Source organism: Dyadobacter sp. CECT 9275 (genome assembly GCF_907164905.1).
Lineage (GTDB): Bacteria > Bacteroidota > Bacteroidia > Cytophagales > Spirosomataceae > Dyadobacter > Dyadobacter helix.
Window position 1 is genome coordinate 2,324,848 of sequence record NZ_CAJRAF010000002.1, and the last position, 20,905, is coordinate 2,345,752.

The window sequence follows — 20,905 nt, forward strand, 5'->3', positions numbered from 1 at the left end:
TAATCGGAAATACAGCCACTATTTCAAACTGAGAACCTTTCCGGTAAACAGGGTTGTCGAAGAAATTCCGGAAACGGGTTTGCTCATTACCCAAATTTCGTAATCGTCAACAGGCAATTTCCGTCTGAATATTTCTGACTGATATTCCCCGCTGTAATAGGTGTTTTTCGCAAACGTTTCCTGCCAGTCATAAGGAACAGGTACCAGCGGCAGAACGATAATCCTTTCCTTGCCTTTTAAAATCACATATTTTAAATCCGCAGAACTGGTCGGGATAATTTTAAAAGTTAAAAATTTAAATTTCTGATTGTAACCGCCCACACGATAACTGATACCTATATCCAGCTTGCCTTTAAAAAGATTACCTTTTTTTGACGCAGGAATGATCAGATTCCTGCTCGCCAGTTCTTCCGGGACAAATGGTTTACTGATACCGGTGTTTTCAATATTGCTCATCAGATTTTTCATCCTGGTAGGATGATTCCAGAATGGCACGTCATAAAACTCATTTCCCTGGGTAAGGAACGCGTGATAGTTTGTCCAGAAGTACCCATCCAGCTCCAGTGCAGCATGAAGTTTGCGCAATGTGGCCGTTGAGTTATAATAGCTCAAAAAGTTCAGACAGAGGAATACTGCAAAAAAAGTTCCTGCAATAATCCTGGAAATCATGAGGCTTCTTTTGATCAGAATCAAAGCACAGACATAGGTAGCAGCCAGAAGGACAACGCCGAAAATCAGGTAGCGCCGTGAAAAAATATCACCGCCGTACATAAAATAACTAAAAACCGGCCTGCTGAGGACAAACATGGCACCAGTTCCCATCAGAAACATTATTGCCCCCAACAGAAACCAATAAGACCATTTAGGATTACGGGAGAAGATAAACCTCACCAGCCATAACAAGGCGACCATACCTATGAACATGCCCATCAAAGCACACGCCAGCATATCCTTGTAAAATCCTGGGACTAGCGGATGAGGGATATCCAGGTACAGTGCATTTCCTAAAAAACCGAAAAAAAGCAGCGCATTATACAAAGGACTGCTCAGGGCACTCTCAGGGGGGGGCGGTACGAGCTGGTATTCAAACAGAAAATAGAAGGATAAAACTGCAGCAGCAGCAAGTATCCAAATCACCAAAAACCGGAAATTTTTCTGGTATAGCAGGAAAACAACACCTACGATCCAGGTTAACATTCCATTTCCACTGGTAAAGGTCGCAATTATGGCGCTAAAAAATCCGATGTACCACCCAGCCCGATTATCCCGGCCCAGACCATAAACCGCTAACAATGCCCAGAAAATGACCGGCGTATTTTGAATAGCGGCTATTCCCCAAAACGCGTTCTCGCTGTAAACCAGATTGAACAAAATATAAGGAACCGGAATGAAATAATACCAGGATAACTGTTCAGCCTTTAAAGTTTTATAAAACAGATAAGCCGTTCCGAACATAAAAAGGTTTCCGGTTACAATCAGCCATTTGATATCAATTGTTCCGGTTATCCATAGCTGCAGAAGCATAACGATCCTTTCAAAACCAAACCGGTGCTGATTAACCTGTTCAAAGAGAATCTTAAGGGTTTCATACCATCCCGACGCCTTTTGCAGGTTATAAATCGTCTCCAGTAAGTTCTAGTCGTCGGTAAAAGGTACGTTAATCGCGTGGGTCAGCAGAAGCAGATAGAAATAACGGATCGGAAGAAAAATCAAAATGGCTCCCGATACCTTTGTCACCCAGCTCCCCTTTTTCAAAAAAAAGGAAACCGCGAACAGGCATACAAATAGCAAAACTAGTTCCACATATTGCGGGAACAACGGATTTTCAACAAAAGTACTGTTCAAATTCAGAGGGTTAAAAGTTCTTACAATCGTTATGAGTGAAGTGGCGCCGCAAAGAAGACAAACATCACCCTCACGGTGACAGATGTCCCAGCTCTATTTAATTCCTGTGACCATCTCCGCGGTTATCTCTTTTTCAAAAGTGATATAACCCGGGTAGTTAACCTGCTTTCCTGCTATGTCCAGTGTCGGTTTTACTTTCACGATCAATTTGGACGGCTTTGAACCCGCCTTACCAGTTAACGACATCACCATGTTGATGAATTCATCGCGCGTCTGGTCATTGTTAATCAATTGATAAACATTGGCATTGAGCCTCACAGGCACCCTGGTACTTCCTGTGCCAGGCATTACTTCAATCAACTGGCTCAAAAAACCACTGAAGATTTCATTTTGAGTGAGTAAAACCTTGTATTCCAATTGATTGATAGCCGCACGTTTTTTGGTCGGATTCGTAATATCCAGGTTCACGCGGAGATTCAGCGGAATATCCTTCCGAAGCATAGCTAGTCCCAGGCGAGGGTACCTGGCCAAATCCAGGTCACTGAAACTTTTTATATTGCGGAATTCACGGATATCCATTCCAGCCAAATAGACACTGTCCACAGATGCAATATCGTATTTACAGTCTCCAAAGGTTTTGGCATCCGAAACCTGTTTGCTAACGCCACACCCTGTCATGAAACCCGTGCATGCAAATATCACAAATATCCAAATGTTTTTTTTCATTGTCTTTATCAATTTTAATGCAATATATAGAGTATCTATCACAACGTCCATACCGATGATACATTATAAACATCAGAAAAAATATACTGGTTAGAAAAATTCAGGTTTAAAAATCTATTAATCAGACAGATACAAAACAATACTCTCTACCCTTTTGATAATTCATCCCCCCGAAGCTATTGTTCCCTCCGTCAGCCGACCAGATATGAGCCTATAAAACACCACCCGTTCATCCATAAAACTTCGAATTCAAAATCTTAAAAAAATAAAATTTTGTAGAAAACTTTGTTCGGAATTATTCAAGAAAAATCCTATACCGAAAAGTAGGTTTTTGCCTGACCTGCGTTTGGTTGCATTCCTTGAAGCGTATACCTTTGCGGCTTCACATTTATTAAAGCATATATCGAATGGCAAGCTGGTATTTAGGAAAAATCCGTTATCAAAAAGAAGACGACGCCGGTAGTTTGAAAACAATTAATGAAGCTTATCTGGTTGACGCAGTTTCTTATACAGAGTCGGAAGCAAGGCTTTATAAGCAGATTGTGACCGGAGCAAGTGATTTTAGTGTAACCAGCATAACGCGAATGAGGCTAGCCGATTTGTTCGCCTACGAAGAGGGTGAAAAGTGGTTTAAAGCCAAGGTGATATACTTTTCCGTTGATGAAAAAAGCGGCAAGGAGAAAAAAGTAGTCAATTATATGCTGGTTAATGCGGACGGGATCGAACAGGCGCTTGAAAGGATTACCGAAAGCCTTCGGACGATGCTGATACCTTATGAAACGACGGACATTAACCTGACGCCTATTCTGGATGTATTCCCATATACGGCCGAAGAAGATCAGGAGGTGGAAATACCTGCGAATTTCAGACCACTTTCAGAGGTAAGGGCCGAGCAGCATATTACCGAAGATATTTAGAAAGATCAATAGTAAGAAGAACAGCTTCCCGAAATAGCTGTTCTTCTGCTCCTCAATCGGCTATCTTTACTTCCTTGTAATCCCTTGTGAGGGCCAGGAACGGATCCGCATCTATTCGTATCAATTTCAGTTTCAGATCTTCCGAGTCAAGCTCGGTGATCAGCTGGTTTGGGCCAAACAAATGCATGTAATCAAATGATACAGGCAGACTAACCGCTCCTTCAATCAATTCAAAACCATACAGCGGATATACAGCAAATGGTGTTTGGGTCAGCCATACCTTGTCCTTAGCCTCGGACGATGCATAGGACAGCTGATATTCAACACTAGGCCAGCCGAAGTCCTCGCGGCTATTTCCAGTTGGCAAGCAATAAGTAGCAAAATCCTCCTGGCGCTGACTCTGGGTTTCCTTATCCGGTCTGAGCCTGCTGACGAGCTCCGTAATCCTGATCTTCTTACCATCCTCGGTGCCACAATAAATGTATTTCCCATCCGGGAAGGCCAAAATAAACTCATACGATCCGGCTTTGCCAAAGCTGCTTTCCTTCCTGAAACACATGGCACCCGTTACCGGATCCAGCCCAATCTCCAGCGTACCGTTAGTTTTATCTGCCTTATTCCGGTAGTCGTAAACAAGCTTGTGGCTAAAATAATACTGCCCCTTATCCGGTTTCCACTGTAGCGCTCTCTTCTTGTCAGGCACCAGTTTCTTACTCACTTGTGCGGCCGCTATTTGAGACCAAAACAGGATTCCCAAAAACACAGTTAGTCCCATTCCGTTTCTGTTCATTCGGCAAATACAAGCTTTCAATTGCTCAGTCATATCTTATTATCAGGATTTAATACATTTCGATTTCAGCCAGCGAATTTGCTTCAAAAAACACTTTATCCTGTCAAAACGGATCACGGCGCTGGCATAATGATGTAATAAACTTAAAAGGAAATTCCTGCAGGTCCAAAGGTGTCCGCCATATTATCACCCGGTATCTCTGAGGCATTTGTCAGGAACATCGTAACTTGCACCGGATTAGGACAAATAGCATGAATTTCAACTTCGAAAAAAAATCAGTTGTATTGGGTGAGGGCCGTCGCGCCTACTTTTCTTCCGATTACCATTTGGGTGTCCCCTCCAGCGATGCGAGCCGGTTGAGGGAACAGAAAATTGTCCGCTGGCTGGAAGATATTAGACATGATGCGCAGGTTATTTTCCTGGTAGGCGACATTTTTGATTTTTGGTTCGAATACCGTCATGCCGTGCCAAAGGGGTCCATCAGGCTGCTGGGGAAACTTGCTGAACTTGCCGACAGCGGCATTGAGATCGTCATTTTCACAGGCAACCACGATATGTGGATGTCGGGTTACCTCACCGAGGAACTTGGTGCACCCATTTTCAGAAACCCCGTAGAATTTGAAATTAAAAACAGCGTGGGCAACACTACCCGCCTGCTGGTTGGCCATGGCGACGGGCTTGGGCCAGGCGACAAGGTTTACAAAGTACTCAAACGTATTTTTGAAAACTCATTTTTTCAAGCAATTTTTCATCTTGTACACCCCGATGTGGGTATCTGGATCGCTAAGGAATGGTCCCGGAGAAGCCGGATTGCCAATGTAAATAAAGGTGAAGAAAAATTTATGGGCGAAGACCGCGAATGGCTCTTCACTTTTTGCAAAGAGGTGGAAAGCCACCGGCATTATGACTATTATATTTTCGGCCACAGGCATCTTGTACTGGACCTTGCGGTGTCAGAAAACAGCAGGTACATCAACCTGGGTGAATGGGTAAGCCAGCAACATTATGCCAGTTTTGACGGGAGCCAACTAGAGTTGATCCAATTTCGCTGCACCCCAGAAACATCGCATCCGCCAACTGTGAACTCTTAACTGTCAATTCCCCTTCTTCCGGCTGTTTTTCTCATCATCCTGCACAGGCAAAAAATCCTGTCGGGTAATGTTCTCACGAGGCGTATTACCTAGATCTTTACGATAGTCTTTCTGCTTCAGGTCTCCGTTTTTCACCGACTTTATGAAATTGGCCCAGGCAAACGGATTAAGGAACGGAAAGGTAGTAGCAAAACTTTTGTTTGCAGCAGATTCCCTCCCAAACATCTGCTGATCCATGGTATAGCGGTAATTAGTTTGGGCGTTATTGGGCACCTGCGCGGCCATCCTGTTAATGTAATCAATATCCGTACTTTTAGCCAGGGCATCCCTATCAGCCTGGTCGGGCAGTTTCAGCGCCAAAAAAGCCTTTTTAAATTCTTCCTCAGTAGCATACGGATAAATTTTTACTTCCGCCAACATCTTCACATCCTCCTGCATCGCCACAATGGCTGAGTAAGAATCGGAATTATAGTTACGGGGAATTTTATGGTACTGGTTTTTAAAACCTACATAACTGTAAACAATACTGTCACCAGGGAAAACAGGTATGGTAAAGGCTCCACCCCCATCGGCTAAGGTTCCTTTTCCTGCCCTGGGTATGAATATATAAGCACCCGGCAAGCGTTCACTGGATTTACCGGCAACAACAATACCGCTAAAAATAATAGCCTTCTGTTCGCCCTGTGCATACAGGTTACCGGCCCCTGAAATTCCGGCTATCATTAATAATAGTACGAATACGCTCCTTTTCATTCTTTTCTTTTTTAGCTCCTGTCCAATCCGGAACACCGGAACTGAATAAGGGATTAGAAATAAATATTATAATATTCTAAAGACCAATCCTAACAAATATTGTTAAAAGTCAGGTTTTAAATTTTCTAAAAAACTGTTCCCCGCCCTGAAAAGCACAGCCACATCAAAACCCTGCTCGTTCCAGACTATTTCCCGTTTTTATGAAAACAATTTAATAAAGGTAACAATAAACGGAGCTGAAAGCAGCAATCCGTCAAAGCGATCCAGGAAACCTCCATGCCCCGGAATACTGGATCCTGAGTCCTTAATGGCAATACTTCTCTTAAATAATGATTCCACCAAATCCCCGTAAGTTCCCACCACTACAATTATTGCACCGATGCAGTACCACTTCCAGGGTTCGAAGGTACGGAAATAAAATCCCAGAGCAAAAGCAATAACCGCCGCAAAACCAGCACTTCCCATAGCACCTTCCCAGGATTTTTTGGGCGATATCCGCTCGAACAATTTACGTCTGCCAAATTTTGTACCGGCAAAATACCCTCCTATATCCGAAGCCCAAAGCAGCAATAAACTACCCAGGACAATCTCATAATTGTAGGTACCTCCGCGCATCGCCATCACGATGATCAGCGAGAACGGCAGGGCTACGTAAATAATCCCCAGAAATGTAAATCCGATGTTTGTAAAAGGTTTCAGATCATTCTTTTTATAAAGCTTGATAAAAAATATCATGGACAGCAGCGGGCTGATCAGGAAGTAGTTCTCGAAAGAAACAATATCCTGTTCTATCAGATACGCAAGTAACATCATAACTGTGCCACAGAAGGTACCATAATAAGTAAGCGGCTGATTTCCATCAAGCCCCAGGAGTTTGTAAAACTCAAGCTGGGTAAGGGAGCTGATCGCACAGAACAGCAAAAGACAACTCCAGTCACTATAAACAATGCACCCTATAATTACAAATACACCCGCAAGCCCTGTAATAGTCCTCTGCTGAAGGTTATTCAGGTTGTTCAAACGTTGCTTCATCAGATATTATAGTTTGTGCCTTCAACAAGTCATGAGCTGGAACCCGTACTTCATATTTTCCAGAAAAGGGATAAAGGATACTGTCCTTTATATTTAGAATAACAGCCGGAATGCCGTGCTCCTCAAGTTTCTCTCTTGCAATTTCAGCCCGGATCATCTCCGTACTTTGGAACGCCTTAATCCAGTTATCTCCCATAGAATCGTTATTCATTTAATTTTATAATTGTGTCAGTTCAGAATTTGTTCTTTTTCCGAAGCCCGTTTGATTTTCAGCAAAATAAGCCCGGTAAAAAACAGAGAAAGCAAAACGCTCAGGAGCGGCATGGTTTTAGTCTCTTCAATATTGATATCCAGCACCTTCATATTGTACAGGTACATCATGATAAGCACAAAGCCGTTGTTCACAAAATGAGCCAGAACTGCTATCCAAAAATTACCTGTCCAATAATAGAGATACCCAAAAAGTGCGCCAAGCATCATTCTGGGGAAAAATCCGTAAAACTGAAAATGAATGGTACTGAAAATCGCAGCCGATATCCAGATCGCCGCATGGATATTCATCTGCGCCGATAGTTTGCGCTGAATAACCCCTCTGAACAGCGCCTCTTCGCCCAGGGAGGGAAGCAAAACTACCACAACAAGAGCGATGAGCAACTGACCTATGCTCTGATAGGAAGTTAAAAATTTCGTCATAACGGCCAGTTGGTCTTCCTTTGCGCGCATCCAGTTTTCCACCTCAGACAAAAAACCGGGTAATTTCATAGCCGAATTCCATTCAATGATCTGACCGTTGAGGGGAATAAATAATAAAACCACCGCGAAGGTCATGAACCATACGTAAGGTTTCGGGAAAGGCCGGAAGTTAAAAGCTGCCAAAGGGCGCCGTTCGATCAGATACCAAAACAGCAGGGAAGGGAGCAGATAGGAGAAAAGATGGACAACTCCCTGAAAAATCATCATCACATACCAGCCGTCGGGTATGCTTCCGGGGTCGTTCATCAGCTGATTAATGATATTTGCCGTACCTCCTACCCCTGACGAAGTAAGGCTGGTGAGCGCAAATACTGCCAGCAGATTTCCTACTGCCATACCAATCAACGTAAAACCAACGAGAATTAACAAGCTTCCCCCAGTTCCTGCTACGCGGGGCTCCACCAAATTCGGATTATTTTTTAGCATAATTGGTGTAAATTTACAGCTTATTCTTAATTGTAACAACAAAGATGCCAGGACAACCATGGAGGATTGAGCCGGAAATACTTTATCCGGAAACTTCCAGGGTACAACAATACAGAAAATGGTCAGAATCGGAAATATAGATTTGGGTGCATTCCCGTTGCTTCTTGCTCCCATGGAAGACGTAAGCGACCCACCCTTTCGCGCGGTATGCAAGGAGAATGGTGCCGACCTGATGTATACGGAGTTCATTTCTTCGGAGGGGCTCATCAGGGATGCAGCTAAAAGCAGGCAGAAACTGGATATTTTTGAATATGAGCGACCTATCGGCATTCAGTTATTCGGTAGTGATGTACAGACCATGGGTGCCTGCTCTGCCATAGCCACGCAGGCAAATCCCGACCTGATCGACATCAACTATGGCTGCCCGGTTAAAAACGTGGCCTGCAAGGGAGCCGGAGCAGCATTGCTTCAGGATATTCCCAAAATGGTAAAAATGACAGAGGCCGTAGTGAAATCAACGCATCTGCCGGTAACAGTAAAAACCCGACTGGGATGGGATGATACCACCAAAAATATTCTGGAGGTGGCAGAGCAGCTTCAGGATATTGGTATCCAGGCGCTGACAGTACACGGACGAACAAGGGTACAAATGTACAAAGGTGCGGCAGACTGGACGCTCATAGCCCGCTTAAAGGAAAATCCACGTCTGCACATCCCCATTTTTGGCAACGGTGATATTGATTCTCCGGAAAAGGCATTGGAATACAAAAACAGGTATGGCGTGGATGGCATTATGATCGGGCGTGCAACCATTGGTAATCCATGGATCTTTAATGACATTAAACACTATTTCAGGACGGGTGAAAGAATGGCTCCGCCCACAATATCCGAGCGTGTTGATACCTGCCGCCGCCACCTTGAGTTTTCGATTAAATGGAAAGGACCGGTGCTGGGTATTTTTGAAATGAGAAGGCATTATACCAATTATTTCAGGGGGCTCGAACATTTTAAACCCTACCGCATGCGGCTGGTAGAAGCCATGCGCTTTGAAGAACTGAACGAAATTCTGGAAGAAATCACCCATCATTTCAGTGAAGCGGTATGTTAAAAGTGCAGGTTACAGGTCCCGGCTCCGAACAAAGTACTGTCTTCGAAATAACGAGCGACAATGGTTTATCCAAAATAGATAACCTTTTGTTCACGGGTGATATCGTTTCCGTTTCTGATAACCATTTTCATGTGATCTGGAACCATCAGTCCTATAATGTGGAAATTACGGAAAGAGATGAAAAGACAAAAACATGCAGGCTCATAATCAACGGCAAGGAGGTTTTGGCAACTGCAAAAGACCAGTTCGACCTGTTGCTGGAAGGAATGGGTATCCAGGCCAATGACGGGCAGAAAATCAATAACATTAAAGCGCCCATGCCCGGACTGATCCAGTCGGTTATGGTGCGTGAAGGGGATGAAGTACAAAAAGGCGACACGCTGCTGGTACTGGTGGCTATGAAAATGGAGAATGTTATCAAATCGTCCGGGAGCGGACAGGTAAAAAACATCAGGGTTGCGGCGGGAGAAATTGTTGAAAAAAACCAGGTATTGCTGGAGTTTCTTTAAATAACTTGTTAATCTGGCAATCCACCCCTTATTTTTACGGATCAAATCACCTACATCACAAATCATGCCCCAACCAAGGTATAAACGTATACTTCTCAAACTCAGCGGAGAAGCGCTCAATGGCGGAGATAAAACACAGGTTATCGATTTTAATATCCTGGATAAGTATTCCGTCGAAATTAAAAAAGTAGTGGAAGAAGGTGTACAGGTAGCCATTGTGATCGGCGGTGGCAATATCTTCCGTGGAGCTTCAGTGGAAAAATCGGGAATCGACCGCGTCCAGGGCGACCACATGGGGATGCTGGCTACTGTTATCAACGGAATGGCTATACAGAGCTCCCTGGAAAAGCATGGCCTTAGAACCAGGCTGATGTCCGCCATTAAAATGGAGCAGGTATGTGAGCCGCTGATTCGCCGACGCGCCGTACGCCATCTGGAAAAAGGTCGTGTGGTAATCTTTGGTGCAGGTACGGGGAATCCGTATTTCACAACCGACACCACGGCCGGCCTCAGGGCTATCGAATCCGAATCAGATGTGGTACTGAAAGGTACCCGTGTAGACGGCGTTTACACAGCAGATCCGGAAAAAGATCCTACCGCCACCAAATATACCCAACTTACTTTTGACGAGGCTTTATCCAGGAACCTTAAAATCATGGATCTTACGGCTTTCACACTTTGTAAGGAAAACAATTTACCCATCATCGTTTTTGACATGAACAAAACCGGCAACCTGCATGACCTTGTCATGGGTGGTGAAGTAGGAACGCTGATATCGAACTAACAGAAATATAATATTACAAAACCAATGGAAGAAATAGAATTATATCTGGAAGATGCCCGGGATACCATGGAGGGCGCGATCAAACACCTTATTATTGAATTGGGGAAAATACGTGCTGGTAAGGCAACACCCCAAATGCTTGAAGGTCTCCAGATTGAATATTACGGCTCTATGACCCCCATTCAAAATGTGGCAACCATTAATACGCCGGATGCCCGTACGATTGCGATCAGGCCGTTTGAAAAGAAAATCATCAATGATATTGAAAAGGCGATCCGTAACGGGAACCTTGGTTTTGCTCCTTCCAATGACGGGGAAATGATCAGGATATCAGTTCCGCCGCTTAACGAAGAACGCCGCAAGGAACTTGCCAAGCGCGCAAAAAATGAGATCGAAACGGCCAAAATAAATGTCCGCAACATCCGTCAGGATGCCAACAATTCACTGCGTAAATTAACGAAAGAAGGTGTGGCGGAGGATCTGGTTAAAATCAGTGAAGATCGGGTTCAGAAACTGACCGACAGCTTTGTTGCAAAAATTGAACAGATATACTCTGCCAAAGAGAAGGAGATTATGGAGGTGTAGTACCAGACTGCGGTCTTAGAGTCTAAAGTATGCAGTTAACAGTACAAAACATAAAAACCCGTCTCAATAGACGGGTTTTTATGTTTTAATGCCATTCCAAAATATTTATTTCCCCTGGCTGAACCCTTCGAAACCTCTGTGATTGGATTCTTCATAAAGTCTCTCTTGAGGCAGACTACGGAAATAATCATAAGTAATACGCAAGCCTTCTTCCCGTTTCACTTTGGGTTCCCAGCCTAATATTTCCTTGGCTTTTGTAATGTCTGGCTGGCGCTGTTTTGGATCGTCCTGCGGAAGAGGTTTGTAAACCACCTTCTGGTCTGTCCCCGTCAGGCTGATAATTTCTTCGGCAAACTCCTTAATGGTAATTTCAGCTGGGTTTCCAATGTTTACCGGCAGCGAATAATCACTCATCAGCAAACGGTAAATACCTTCCACCAGATCATCCACATAACAGAATGCCCGCGTCTGCGAGCCGTCGCCAAATATCGTAATATCCTCCCCACGTAATGCCTGGCCAATAAAAGCCGGCAACACACGTCCATCGTTCAGGCGCATTCTGGGGCCATAGGTATTGAAAATACGAACAATACGGGTTTCCAGATTATGATAACGGTGATAGGCCATCGTGATCGCTTCCTGGTAACGTTTTGCTTCGTCGTAACACCCTCTGGGGCCAATCGGATTAACATGCCCCCAGTAATCCTCCGTTTGCGGATGCACGAGCGGATCTCCATAAACCTCTGAGGTAGAAGCAATAATGAAACGAGCCTTTTTCACACGGGCAAGTCCCAAAAGATTATGGGTTCCCATAGCGCCCACTTTCAACGTCTGGATTGGAATTTTAAGGTAATCTATCGGGCTTGCAGGTGATGCAAAATGCATGATATAGTCAAGCTCACCTGGAACGTGCACAAATTTGGTAACATCATGGTGATAAAATTCAAAATTAGGATTGGGCATTAAATGCTCAATGTTCCGCATGTCCCCCGTAATCAGGTTATCCATACCGATCACATACATACCTTCCCTCAGAAAGCGCTCGCAAAGGTGCGAACCAAGGAAACCTGCCGCTCCTGTAATTAGTACACGTTTCATGTAGTTATGATATTGTTAGAGTTTTATTATTTACTGGTTGAGTACTGCAATATATTCAATCAACTCTTATTTATGCTTTAAACACAGCGTATTTTAATACCCTGTGCAAAATAGAGCCTGCCTTAACCTTCCTTCACAATATCACGCCCGATGCTGAAATAGGTATAGCCGAGTTCCTTCATCTGGTCGAGTTCGTACAGATTTCTTCCGTCAAAAATCACTTTGTTCTTTAAGAGCTTTGCCATTTTCTCAAATTCAGGGGTACGGAACTGCGGCCATTCTGTAAAAATCATCAGGGCGTCGGCATCATCCAGCGCTGCATAGGGGGTATGGCAAAACGTAACTTTATCTCCCAGTATCTTCTTCACATTATCCATGGCCTCCGGATCGTAAACTGTAATTTTCACACCTGCATCCAGGAGTACCTGAATATTTTCCAAAGCAGGTGCCTCACGGATGTCGTCCGTATAGGGTTTAAATGCCAGCCCCCAAACTGCTATGGTCTTTCCTTTTAAATCACCATTAAAAAAGTTGTTCACCATAGGTAAAAGCTTTTTCTTCTGATCGTCGTTTACCGCCATAACCGACTTCAGTATTCTGAAATCATAGTCATAATCAGCCGATGTTTTTGCAAGAGCCTGCACGTCCTTGGGAAAACAACTTCCGCCATAACCGATACCCGCAAAAAGAAAACGTTTGCCGATACGGCTGTCTGTTCCGATACCCCTGCGGATATCATCCACATTTGCACCTACTTTCTCACAAAGGTTAGCAATTTCATTCATGAAGGTTATCTTCATGGCCAAAAACGAGTTAGCCGCATATTTGGTCATTTCTGCGGAACGCTCATCCATAAAAATAACGGGGTTGCCCTGACGTACCAACGGAGCGTATAACTTCTCCATTACTTTCCTGGCACTTTCAGAAGAAGTACCCACCACGACACGGTCGGGCTTCATAAAGTCCTCAACAGCCACTCCTTCCCTCAAAAACTCAGGGTTAGAAACCACATCAAACTCTACCTTTGCATTTTTGGCAATAGCGGCCGTCACTTTTTCCGCAGTCCCCACCGGAACGGTACTTTTATCAATAATTACTGCATAATGATCCAGGATATGCCCCAGGTCATCGGCCACCTTTAATATATATTTAAGGTCGGCGGAACCATCCTCCCCTGGAGGGGTAGGAAGAGCCAGGAAAATCACCTGTGCTTCTTTAATTCCTTCGGCCAGATCTGTCGTAAACTGTAACCTTCCTTCGGCAACATTCCTGTCAAACAGGACGTCCAGCCCCGGCTCGTAAATTGGAATATCCCCATTTTGAAGGCGTTCTACTTTCTTAACGTCAATATCGACGCAAACGACCTGATTACCGGTTTCAGCGAAACATGTACCCGTCACTAAACCAACATATCCGGTCCCTACAACTGCAATTTTCATAATAGTGTAAAATAATTAATAGCTACGTTGATAAAAGGCTTGAAGAAGCACGGATTTTGCACTATTGGAATATCCGCAAAACAACACTTTCGCAAAAGTAATTTTTTTCACCGAATCAGTCTTGGTCTATTTCAATTTTGTTCGTCAACGGCTCTGGAAATATGTCTTTTTCTTTTTATTATTGAATAAAACAACTGATTTACAGAAACTAAAACCAGCTATGACACACGCAACGAAGGATGAACGTGACGAAATCTGCCTGCTTATCAAAGCATCCATCCATGATTTTACAGCAAAAAAAATAACCCCGAATGTAAGGGAATGGGATGAAAAACAGATTTTCCCGGTAGAGATATTCCATGAGCTTGGAGAACTGGGATTAATGGGTATGCTTGTACCTGAATCGTATGGTGGTGCAGGACTGGGTTATCAGGAGTACGTAACCGCCATCATTGAACTTTCAAAATCCGATCCCTCCATCGGCCTCTCCATGGCAGCCCATAATTCGCTATGCACCAACCATATATGCCTGTTCGGTAGCGATGAACAAAAAAAAAGGTATCTGCCAAGGCTTGCCAGTGGTCAGTGGATCGGTGCATGGGGATTAACAGAACCCAACACAGGTTCGGATGCAGGGAATATGCGAACCACAGCCCGAAAAGAGGGAGAAAACTGGGTGATCAACGGTTCTAAAAACTTTATTACCAACGGCAAAAGCGGTAACGTAACGGTCGTAATTGCACGAACAGGAGAGCCGGGTAACAAACACGGCGCTACCGCGTTTATTGTCGAAATGGGAACCAGGGGATTTTCCGCAGGCCGAAAGGAAGACAAACTGGGAATGAGGGCCTCCGAGACCGTTGAACTGATCTTTGAGGAATGTACCATTCCTGATGCTCAACGCCTTGGGGAAATAGGCGACGGCTTTATACAGGCCCTGAAAGTACTGGACGGCGGCAGGATATCCATTGCCGCTCTGAGCCTGGGTACCGCTATAGGTGCATACGAAGCTGCGCTGGCATATGCCAGGCAGCGCGAGCAATTTGGGAAGGCGATCTCCAGTTTTCAGGCAATCGCTTTCAAACTGGCAGATATGTATACCGATATCCAGGCTTCTACCTTGCTTACTTTCCATGCTGCCGAACGTAAAGACCGGGGTGAAAAGGTTACGCTCGCCAGTTCGGTTGCCAAATACCATGCATCCGAAACGGCCGTCCGGGTGGCAGGCGAAGCGGTTCAGATTTTCGGAGGATATGGTTTCACCAAAGATTATCCGGTGGAAAAATTTTATCGCGACAGTAAGCTTTGCACCATTGGCGAAGGAACCAGTGAGATTCAGAAACTGGTGATTTCCAAAGAAATTCTTCGCTGCTGACGCTATCCTGCCATCCATACCCTGCAACTACCGGTGAGCAACCGTCTGGTACGTTAGTCAAAGAAGAGTAGGAACCTTTCCAAGATATCAGTATTTTCGTAATCAACCATTTCCTGACTAACCATGACCCCTCTTTTAGTACTTCTCGTTCTGGTGATACTAACCATCCTGATGACTGTTAAAGTCGTTCCGCAGCAACGTGCCTATGTAATGGAACGGCTAGGGAAGTTTTATGCTGTCCTTCAGCCAGGGATTAATTTCATCATTCCCTTTTTTGATCGTGTGGCATATAAGTACAATCTCAAAGAAGCTGCCATTGACATACCCGAACAAATTTGTATCACAAGAGATAATGTGCAGGTCCGCATGGACGGCGTCATTTTCATTCAGGTGATTGATCCAAAAAAAGCTGCGTATGGCATATCCGACTATACTTTTGCGGTGATACAGCTGGCGCAGACCACAATGCGGAGCGAAATAGGGAAACTGGATCTCGACAAGACTTTTGAAGAGCGGATGACCATCAACCGTGCGGTGGTGGAAAGTATTGATGAAGCTGCTATAGGCTGGGGGGTTAAAGTTCTACGTTACGAGATCAAAAATATTACGCCGCCACAAAGCGTGCTGATTGCAATGGAAAAGCAGATGCAGGCAGAACGGGAAAGGCGTGCCGTGATTTTGCAGTCGGATGGTGAAAAACAAGCTGCCATTAATGTAGCAGAAGGTCAAAAGCAAAAAGTAGTACTGGAGTCGGAAGGTCTACGCCTCCGGCAGATCAATGAAGCAGAAGGCGAAGCCGCAGCACTTCGTTCAGTGGCGGAGGCTACGGCCGAAAGCATCAGGTTGGTGGCAGCGGCTATACAGCAGGACGGCGGTTCCGAAGCGGTGCAGCTGAAAGTGGCTGAAAATTATGTTGAACAGTTTGGCAAACTGGCAAAAGCGGGTAATACACTCATCCTGCCGGCAAATCTGGCGGATATGGGTTCATTAATCGCCACTGCCCTGACTGTTGTAAAATCAGAACAAAAGAAATAAAAATGGACTTATCCCTGCCGCAGATCTGGCTCATCATTGGGCTGATCATGCTCGTTATAGAATTAGTAAGCGTACTATTGGTTTTTGTATTTTTCTCGGTGGGTGCACTGGCCACAGCGTTGCTGGCGAGCTTGGGTATTCTTCAGGGAATTGAAATGCAGATATTGTCATTTTCCGCCATCTCGCTTATTTCCATGATCGCACTGCGCAAACATGCCCGCAGGCTTCTGGGAAATCGAGGCAAACATCATGAGTATAATGAATTTGTGGGTGAAACCGCCATGGTGGTTAAGGACATTCCGGCATCCCATGAAGGAAAGATCTATTACCGCGGAGCGGAGTGGAAAGCCACTTCTTCTGACCAAACGCCGATCAGTGCCGGAAGTAAGGTTGTCATTGTCAAAACCGAAGGCATTGTACTGGTTGTGGAGGAATCCTGAAATAATTTCAGTAGGTTCTAGTGGTTACATCTTTTCCTGTAATAACCAACCTCTAAATGTATGCAGCAGGAAAACCTTCTGGATGAAGCGGATCTGTATCGGTTCAACCTTTCTCCCACAACCATTGGCAAAAGAATTATTAATTGTATTGTTGATTACATCCTTTTCCTGATTCTGCTGGTAATGACAATGTCAGTAGTCTCTGCCATTACCTATTCCATTGATCCGGAACTCGCGGAAAATATTTTAAACTTATTTGAGTCCGAAAACTCCTTCCTGGACAGGATCATTTCAAGTATACTGCTCATGCTATATTTTTTCGCATTTGAGTATATCACTTCGGGTAAAACGCTGGGTAAAATGCTGACAAAAACCAGGGTGATCGGGACCGATGGCAGAAAGCCAACTGCCAAACAATTTTTGATCCGAAGTTTTTCACGGATTGTCCCTCTTGATATATTCAGTTTTTTCAGGGAAAATCCTCAGGGATGGCACGACAAATGGGCCGACACGATGGTGGTGGATGACAAATCATTGCCTGAAAGCATATTCCTCCCCGAATAAAACACACCAGAACGGTTATCCCGTATTGAATACCTTGAGTTCAGGCCAGTATCTTCCAAAACAAAAACAGGTGAACGGCAGCGTTTTAAGCCGCCATTCACCTGTTACTGAAAGATCAGAAGGCTATTATTTCTTCAATGCTTCTATCACCGGTGTTCCGATGTTCCCGCTTGGAGGAAGAATGTGCAGCAAGGCAGAAATGGTGGGAGCAATATCCGAAACGGAAGTTCTCTTCAATGTTTCTCCTTTGTTAACCCCCCATCCGAAAAGAACAAAAGGTACCTGGGTATCGTAGTTATAGGGCGTACCATGCGAAGTACCCGTACTGCCACCATAAAGCCAGCCGGGCTGTGTAAGTATCTGTATATCTCCACTCCGCTTCGCATTCACATTGTTTTTGATCAGCTCAAGCTGGTAAGTGTTCAAAGGCGAAGTACCCATATTCGATAGGTCCACAACGTCTGCAATGCCGGGCTCCCGCAGCAGTGCTTCCCTGATTACTTCCGTAACCTGAGCGATGGTTATCTTTTTGCTTCTCAGCAATTTGTGATCCAGATACAACTGATTATTTTCATAGGCAATCACAAACTTTTCCTTCCCGAAAGACTCTTCCAGGCTCTTGTTCAGGATTTTGGTAAAATTACCTCTGTTAGCCAGACCAGCCGCCAGCTTATGTTCCATGGCAAAACCAGGTACGTCTACCACGCCATGATCAGCCGTTAGAAAAACAGTGTATTCACCTTTGCCAACCCATCCGTCCAGAAAGCTAAACAATTCTGAAAACTCACGATCCAGGCGAAGGAAATCATCCTGCTGTTCTACAGAATTGGGGCCGGCACTGTGTCCGATTTTATCGGGTGTAGAAAAACTGATGGCCAGAAAATCTGTCTCTCCGTTTCTGCCCAGATTTTCCCCTTTAACGGCTTCTATTGCAAGTTCTTTTGTAATGGTATTACCCCACGGAGTATTGGTTACTACTCCAAAAGCATCTCCGGCCAGGCCCGCCAGTTCGTAAGGAAAAACGGGTTTCTTCGCTCCCGGCAATTTCCCCTCCCAAGGCACGTCGTCGGGTGAGCTTTGCTTGTATTCACTGGCCGGAAGAAGCAATTGCCATCCTTTTCTCAGATAGGCAGAGGGCATTTTTTTTGCATTATAATCTTTCACCCATTGCGGCAGTTCCTCCATGTAATAGGTACTGGTAACCCAGTTTCCCGTATTGGAATCAAACCAGTACGATCCGTTTGCGGTGTGTCCCGCAGGAAGGATTGATCCTCTGTCTTTAATCGAAATTCCGATCGTTTTAGACCGGAAATTGGTTGCAATCCTGAGCTGATCTGTAACGGTACTCGTCAGAAGATTCCGAGGAGAGGCTTTTCCTGCACTGACGTTACTGCTACCCACCGTTTTAACCGTGGTATCCTCCACGCAATAGACACCCTGACCCTTGGCCACATCATACCATTCATTCCCCACAATCCCGTTAATCGCCGGAATGGAGCCCGTATAAGCAGAGGCATGCCCCGCCGCGGTGACGGTAATGGCATAACTGTAATGATTGTTCCGGCAGTTAAAGCCCTCGTTCATCATTCTCTTAAAACCACCTTCGGTATACTGATCGTAATATCTGTAGAGATAATCGAAGCGCATCTGGTCTACCACAATACCAACCACCAGTTTCGGACGGGCAAGTGCCGTTGACTTGGAAACAACTTTTTTGGGCGCCTGTGCGGCAACTGCCCCCGCGGCCATCACACCCAAAATCCATAATGAAATTTTTCTCACTGTTCAGGAATTTGATTTACAATTTATTTTAACTCTTTCTTTTCGTTACCTATGGCTGCCTGCTTTTGACTGCTTACTTCTTCAATGCTTCCGGCACAGGATTACCAACATTTCCGCTGGGCGGCAGAATGTGCAGCAGGGCCGAGATAGTCGGAGCAATATCGGCAATGGTTGTTCTCCTCAGGGTTTCGCCTTTGTTTACACCCCATCCATATAGTATGAAAGGTACGTGGGTATCATAATTATAAGGCGTACCATGGTCGGTACCTGTGTCATAACTAGAAGCAAACCAGCCCGGCTGCACGATGATCTGGATATCTCCGCTCCTTTTGGCATTGATATTATTCTTAAACATTTCGAGCTGATAGGTATTCAAAGGAGCGCGTCCCATATCCTTCAGATTAATCACATCTGCTACGCCCTGAACCGGCACAAGCGCTTCTTTCACGACGTTATAAACATCCTCAACCTTTATTTTCTTCTCTGCCAGCAACTTATTATTAAGATACAACTGGTAGTTTTCAAACGAGAGTACATATTCCCCTTCTCCATATGCATCGTTTATGGCCTTCACAATGGTTCTGGTCAATGTGGTAGGGTGCATCAGACCTGCCGGAAGATGGTGCTCCTGCCAGAACGCCGGTACGTCCATTGCGCCATGGTCGGCAGTGAGGAATACCGTATAATTTCCGTTGCCGGCCCAGGTATCCAGGAAACTAAAAAAATCAGCGAATTCCATATCCAGTTTCAGATAGTTATCCTCCTGCTCCACAGAGTTAGGGCCAAAAGCGTGGCCGATACGGTCAGGGGTAGAGAAACTTACAGCCAGAAAATCAGTGTCCCCACCTTTTCCCAGATTTTCCCCTTTGATAGCCGCAATGGCCATATCCTTCGTCATGGTATTTCCCCAGGGTGTTGATGTCACCACGCCATAAGCGTCACCGGACGTCCCAGCCAGTTCGTATGGAAAAACAGGCTTTTGTACACCCGGCAGCTTAGCCTCCCAGGGTTCATCGTCCTTAGTACTTTGGGTATATTTGTCAAGAGGCAGCAGCAGGTTCCAGCCTTTGGTCAAATAGGCGGCGGGCATTTTTTTGGCGTTATAATCCTTCACCCATTGCGGAAGATCCTGCATATAGTAGGTACTGGTCACGAAGTTTCCGGTTTTGGAATCAAACCAGTAAGCCCCGCTGGCAGCATGACCCGCCGGAAGGATTGACGCACGATCCTTAATGGCTACCCCGATGGTTTTGGATCGAAAATTGGTGGCGATACGCAACTGGTCGGTTACGGTAGTGACCAGGAGATTCCTGGGTGACATTTTACCGACCGACACATTGGAGCTGCCCACCGTAGCCACCGAATGATCATCGGTACAATAAACGTTCTGGCCTTTTGCCTTATCATACCAGTCATTCCCAACAATACCATTGATTGCCGGCAACGACCCCGTATAAACTGCGGAATGACCGGCAGCCGTAACGGTCAGGGCGTAGTGATAGTGATTGTTCCGGCAATTGAACCCCTCATTCATAAGCCGTTTTAAGCCTCCTTCTTTGTACTTATCGTAATATCGGTACAGATAATCATAACGCATCTGATCCACCACAATACCTACAACAAGTTTGGGACGAGCCAAGGCTGAAGATTGCGGAACAGTTTTTTTTGCGGCCTGGCTAAAAGCCTCCTGCCCAGCCTCCAATAAGAAAAAGGCCAGTGCAAAGTGCCAGAATAATGAGCGTGGTGCTTTCATTTTTTTATTGACATGAGATAATAAAAATCAATATAGGAAGTAATAGCCCCCCGACGGGTATTTGCGGAATGATTATAACGAAAAATTAATCATCGCCTCC

The 20,905-nt window shown here is 45.0% G+C and carries 22 protein-coding genes; 10 read left to right on the plus strand and 12 right to left on the minus strand.

Annotation, left to right across the window (positions count from 1 at the left end):
* Positions 1-18 precede the first annotated feature (18 nt).
* The 3 genes from KOE27_RS17445 to KOE27_RS17455 form a co-directional block, all read right to left on the minus strand.
* Entirely contained in the window at positions 19-1,524 is a 1,506-nt protein-coding gene (locus KOE27_RS17445; protein WP_215240114.1) for a hypothetical protein, read from the minus strand.
* 111 nt (positions 1,525-1,635) lie between these two features.
* The gene (locus KOE27_RS17450; RefSeq protein ID WP_215240115.1) at positions 1,636-1,845 is read right to left on the minus strand and encodes a hypothetical protein; all 210 of its coding nucleotides are present in this window, start codon (positions 1,843-1,845) and stop codon (positions 1,636-1,638) included.
* 93 nt (positions 1,846-1,938) lie between these two features.
* Entirely contained in the window at positions 1,939-2,571 is a 633-nt protein-coding gene (locus tag KOE27_RS17455) for a hypothetical protein (RefSeq protein WP_215240116.1), read from the minus strand.
* Between the two features lie 407 nt (positions 2,572-2,978).
* Between KOE27_RS17455 and KOE27_RS17460 the strand changes: the two genes are divergently transcribed.
* Positions 2,979-3,488 carry a DUF4494 domain-containing protein gene (locus tag KOE27_RS17460; protein WP_215240117.1) on the plus strand — a complete coding sequence of 170 codons (510 nt, stop codon included), beginning with the start codon at positions 2,979-2,981 and terminating at the stop codon, positions 3,486-3,488.
* Between the two features lie 52 nt (positions 3,489-3,540).
* Here the strand turns inward: KOE27_RS17460 and KOE27_RS17465 are convergent, their stop codons facing one another.
* Positions 3,541-4,278, minus strand: a complete 738-nt coding sequence (locus tag KOE27_RS17465) for a hypothetical protein (protein WP_229252814.1) — start codon at positions 4,276-4,278, stop codon at positions 3,541-3,543.
* 251 nt (positions 4,279-4,529) lie between these two features.
* Between KOE27_RS17465 and KOE27_RS17470 the strand changes: the two genes are divergently transcribed.
* Positions 4,530-5,369: a UDP-2,3-diacylglucosamine diphosphatase gene (locus KOE27_RS17470; RefSeq protein ID WP_215240118.1), complete on the plus strand. Its 840-nt coding sequence runs from the start codon at positions 4,530-4,532 to the stop codon at positions 5,367-5,369.
* A 3-nt stretch (positions 5,370-5,372) separates the two neighbouring features.
* Here the strand turns inward: KOE27_RS17470 and KOE27_RS17475 are convergent, their stop codons facing one another.
* The 4 genes from KOE27_RS17475 to KOE27_RS17490 all read right to left on the minus strand — a co-directional run bounded on the left by KOE27_RS17475 (position 5,373) and on the right by KOE27_RS17490 (position 8,333).
* Positions 5,373-6,122, minus strand: a complete 750-nt coding sequence (locus tag KOE27_RS17475; RefSeq protein ID WP_215240119.1) for a carboxypeptidase-like regulatory domain-containing protein — start codon at positions 6,120-6,122, stop codon at positions 5,373-5,375.
* Positions 6,123-6,320: 198 nt separating this feature from the next.
* The gene (locus KOE27_RS17480) at positions 6,321-7,154 is read right to left on the minus strand and encodes a phosphatidate cytidylyltransferase (RefSeq protein ID WP_215240120.1); all 834 of its coding nucleotides are present in this window, start codon (positions 7,152-7,154) and stop codon (positions 6,321-6,323) included.
* Complete coding sequence (locus tag KOE27_RS17485) at positions 7,126-7,365, minus strand: putative signal transducing protein (RefSeq protein ID WP_229252815.1); 240 nt, start codon at positions 7,363-7,365, stop codon at positions 7,126-7,128. The genes KOE27_RS17480 and KOE27_RS17485 overlap by 29 nt, the downstream gene beginning before the upstream one ends.
* A 17-nt stretch (positions 7,366-7,382) precedes the next feature.
* Positions 7,383-8,333, minus strand: a complete 951-nt coding sequence (locus tag KOE27_RS17490) for a CPBP family intramembrane glutamic endopeptidase (protein ID WP_215240121.1) — start codon at positions 8,331-8,333, stop codon at positions 7,383-7,385.
* Positions 8,334-8,451: 118 nt separating this feature from the next.
* Between KOE27_RS17490 and dusB the strand changes: the two genes are divergently transcribed.
* From dusB to frr, 4 genes are all read left to right on the plus strand, one after another.
* Positions 8,452-9,441: a tRNA dihydrouridine synthase DusB gene (gene dusB, locus KOE27_RS17495; RefSeq protein WP_215240122.1), complete on the plus strand. Its 990-nt coding sequence runs from the start codon at positions 8,452-8,454 to the stop codon at positions 9,439-9,441.
* Complete coding sequence (locus KOE27_RS17500; RefSeq protein WP_215240123.1) at positions 9,435-9,950, plus strand: biotin/lipoyl-containing protein; 516 nt, start codon at positions 9,435-9,437, stop codon at positions 9,948-9,950. The genes dusB and KOE27_RS17500 overlap by 7 nt, the downstream gene beginning before the upstream one ends.
* Positions 9,951-10,014: 64 nt before the next feature.
* Entirely contained in the window at positions 10,015-10,734 is a 720-nt protein-coding gene (pyrH, locus tag KOE27_RS17505) for a UMP kinase (protein WP_215240124.1), read from the plus strand.
* A 24-nt stretch (positions 10,735-10,758) separates the two neighbouring features.
* Entirely contained in the window at positions 10,759-11,319 is a 561-nt protein-coding gene (frr, locus tag KOE27_RS17510) for a ribosome recycling factor (RefSeq protein ID WP_215240125.1), read from the plus strand.
* Positions 11,320-11,424: 105 nt separating this feature from the next.
* Here frr and KOE27_RS17515 read toward each other — a convergent pair whose 3' ends face one another.
* On the minus strand, positions 11,425-12,417 hold the full coding sequence (locus tag KOE27_RS17515) for a UDP-glucuronic acid decarboxylase family protein (protein ID WP_215240126.1): 993 nt from the start codon (positions 12,415-12,417) through the stop codon (positions 11,425-11,427).
* 122 nt (positions 12,418-12,539) lie between these two features.
* Entirely contained in the window at positions 12,540-13,856 is a 1,317-nt protein-coding gene (locus KOE27_RS17520; protein WP_215240127.1) for a UDP-glucose dehydrogenase family protein, read from the minus strand.
* Positions 13,857-14,076: 220 nt separating this feature from the next.
* Between KOE27_RS17520 and KOE27_RS17525 the strand changes: the two genes are divergently transcribed.
* The 4 genes from KOE27_RS17525 to KOE27_RS17540 all read left to right on the plus strand — a co-directional run bounded on the left by KOE27_RS17525 (position 14,077) and on the right by KOE27_RS17540 (position 17,270).
* Positions 14,077-15,231 (plus strand): acyl-CoA dehydrogenase family protein, encoded by a 1,155-nt coding sequence (locus KOE27_RS17525; protein WP_215240128.1) that lies wholly within the window; start codon positions 14,077-14,079, stop codon positions 15,229-15,231.
* Between the two features lie 123 nt (positions 15,232-15,354).
* Complete coding sequence (locus KOE27_RS17530) at positions 15,355-16,266, plus strand: SPFH domain-containing protein (RefSeq protein ID WP_215240129.1); 912 nt, start codon at positions 15,355-15,357, stop codon at positions 16,264-16,266.
* A 2-nt stretch (positions 16,267-16,268) separates the two neighbouring features.
* Positions 16,269-16,706 (plus strand): NfeD family protein, encoded by a 438-nt coding sequence (locus KOE27_RS17535; RefSeq protein ID WP_215240130.1) that lies wholly within the window; start codon positions 16,269-16,271, stop codon positions 16,704-16,706.
* Between the two features lie 60 nt (positions 16,707-16,766).
* Positions 16,767-17,270 (plus strand): RDD family protein, encoded by a 504-nt coding sequence (locus KOE27_RS17540; protein WP_215240131.1) that lies wholly within the window; start codon positions 16,767-16,769, stop codon positions 17,268-17,270.
* Positions 17,271-17,396: 126 nt separating this feature from the next.
* On the opposite strand, the gene pafA (KOE27_RS17545) is transcribed toward KOE27_RS17540, so the two are convergent.
* Complete coding sequence (pafA, locus tag KOE27_RS17545) at positions 17,397-19,019, minus strand: alkaline phosphatase PafA (RefSeq protein WP_215241664.1); 1,623 nt, start codon at positions 19,017-19,019, stop codon at positions 17,397-17,399.
* 106 nt (positions 19,020-19,125) lie between these two features.
* Positions 19,126-20,805, minus strand: a complete 1,680-nt coding sequence (gene pafA, locus KOE27_RS17550) for an alkaline phosphatase PafA (RefSeq protein ID WP_215240132.1) — start codon at positions 20,803-20,805, stop codon at positions 19,126-19,128.
* Between the last annotated feature and the right edge of the window lie 100 nt (positions 20,806-20,905).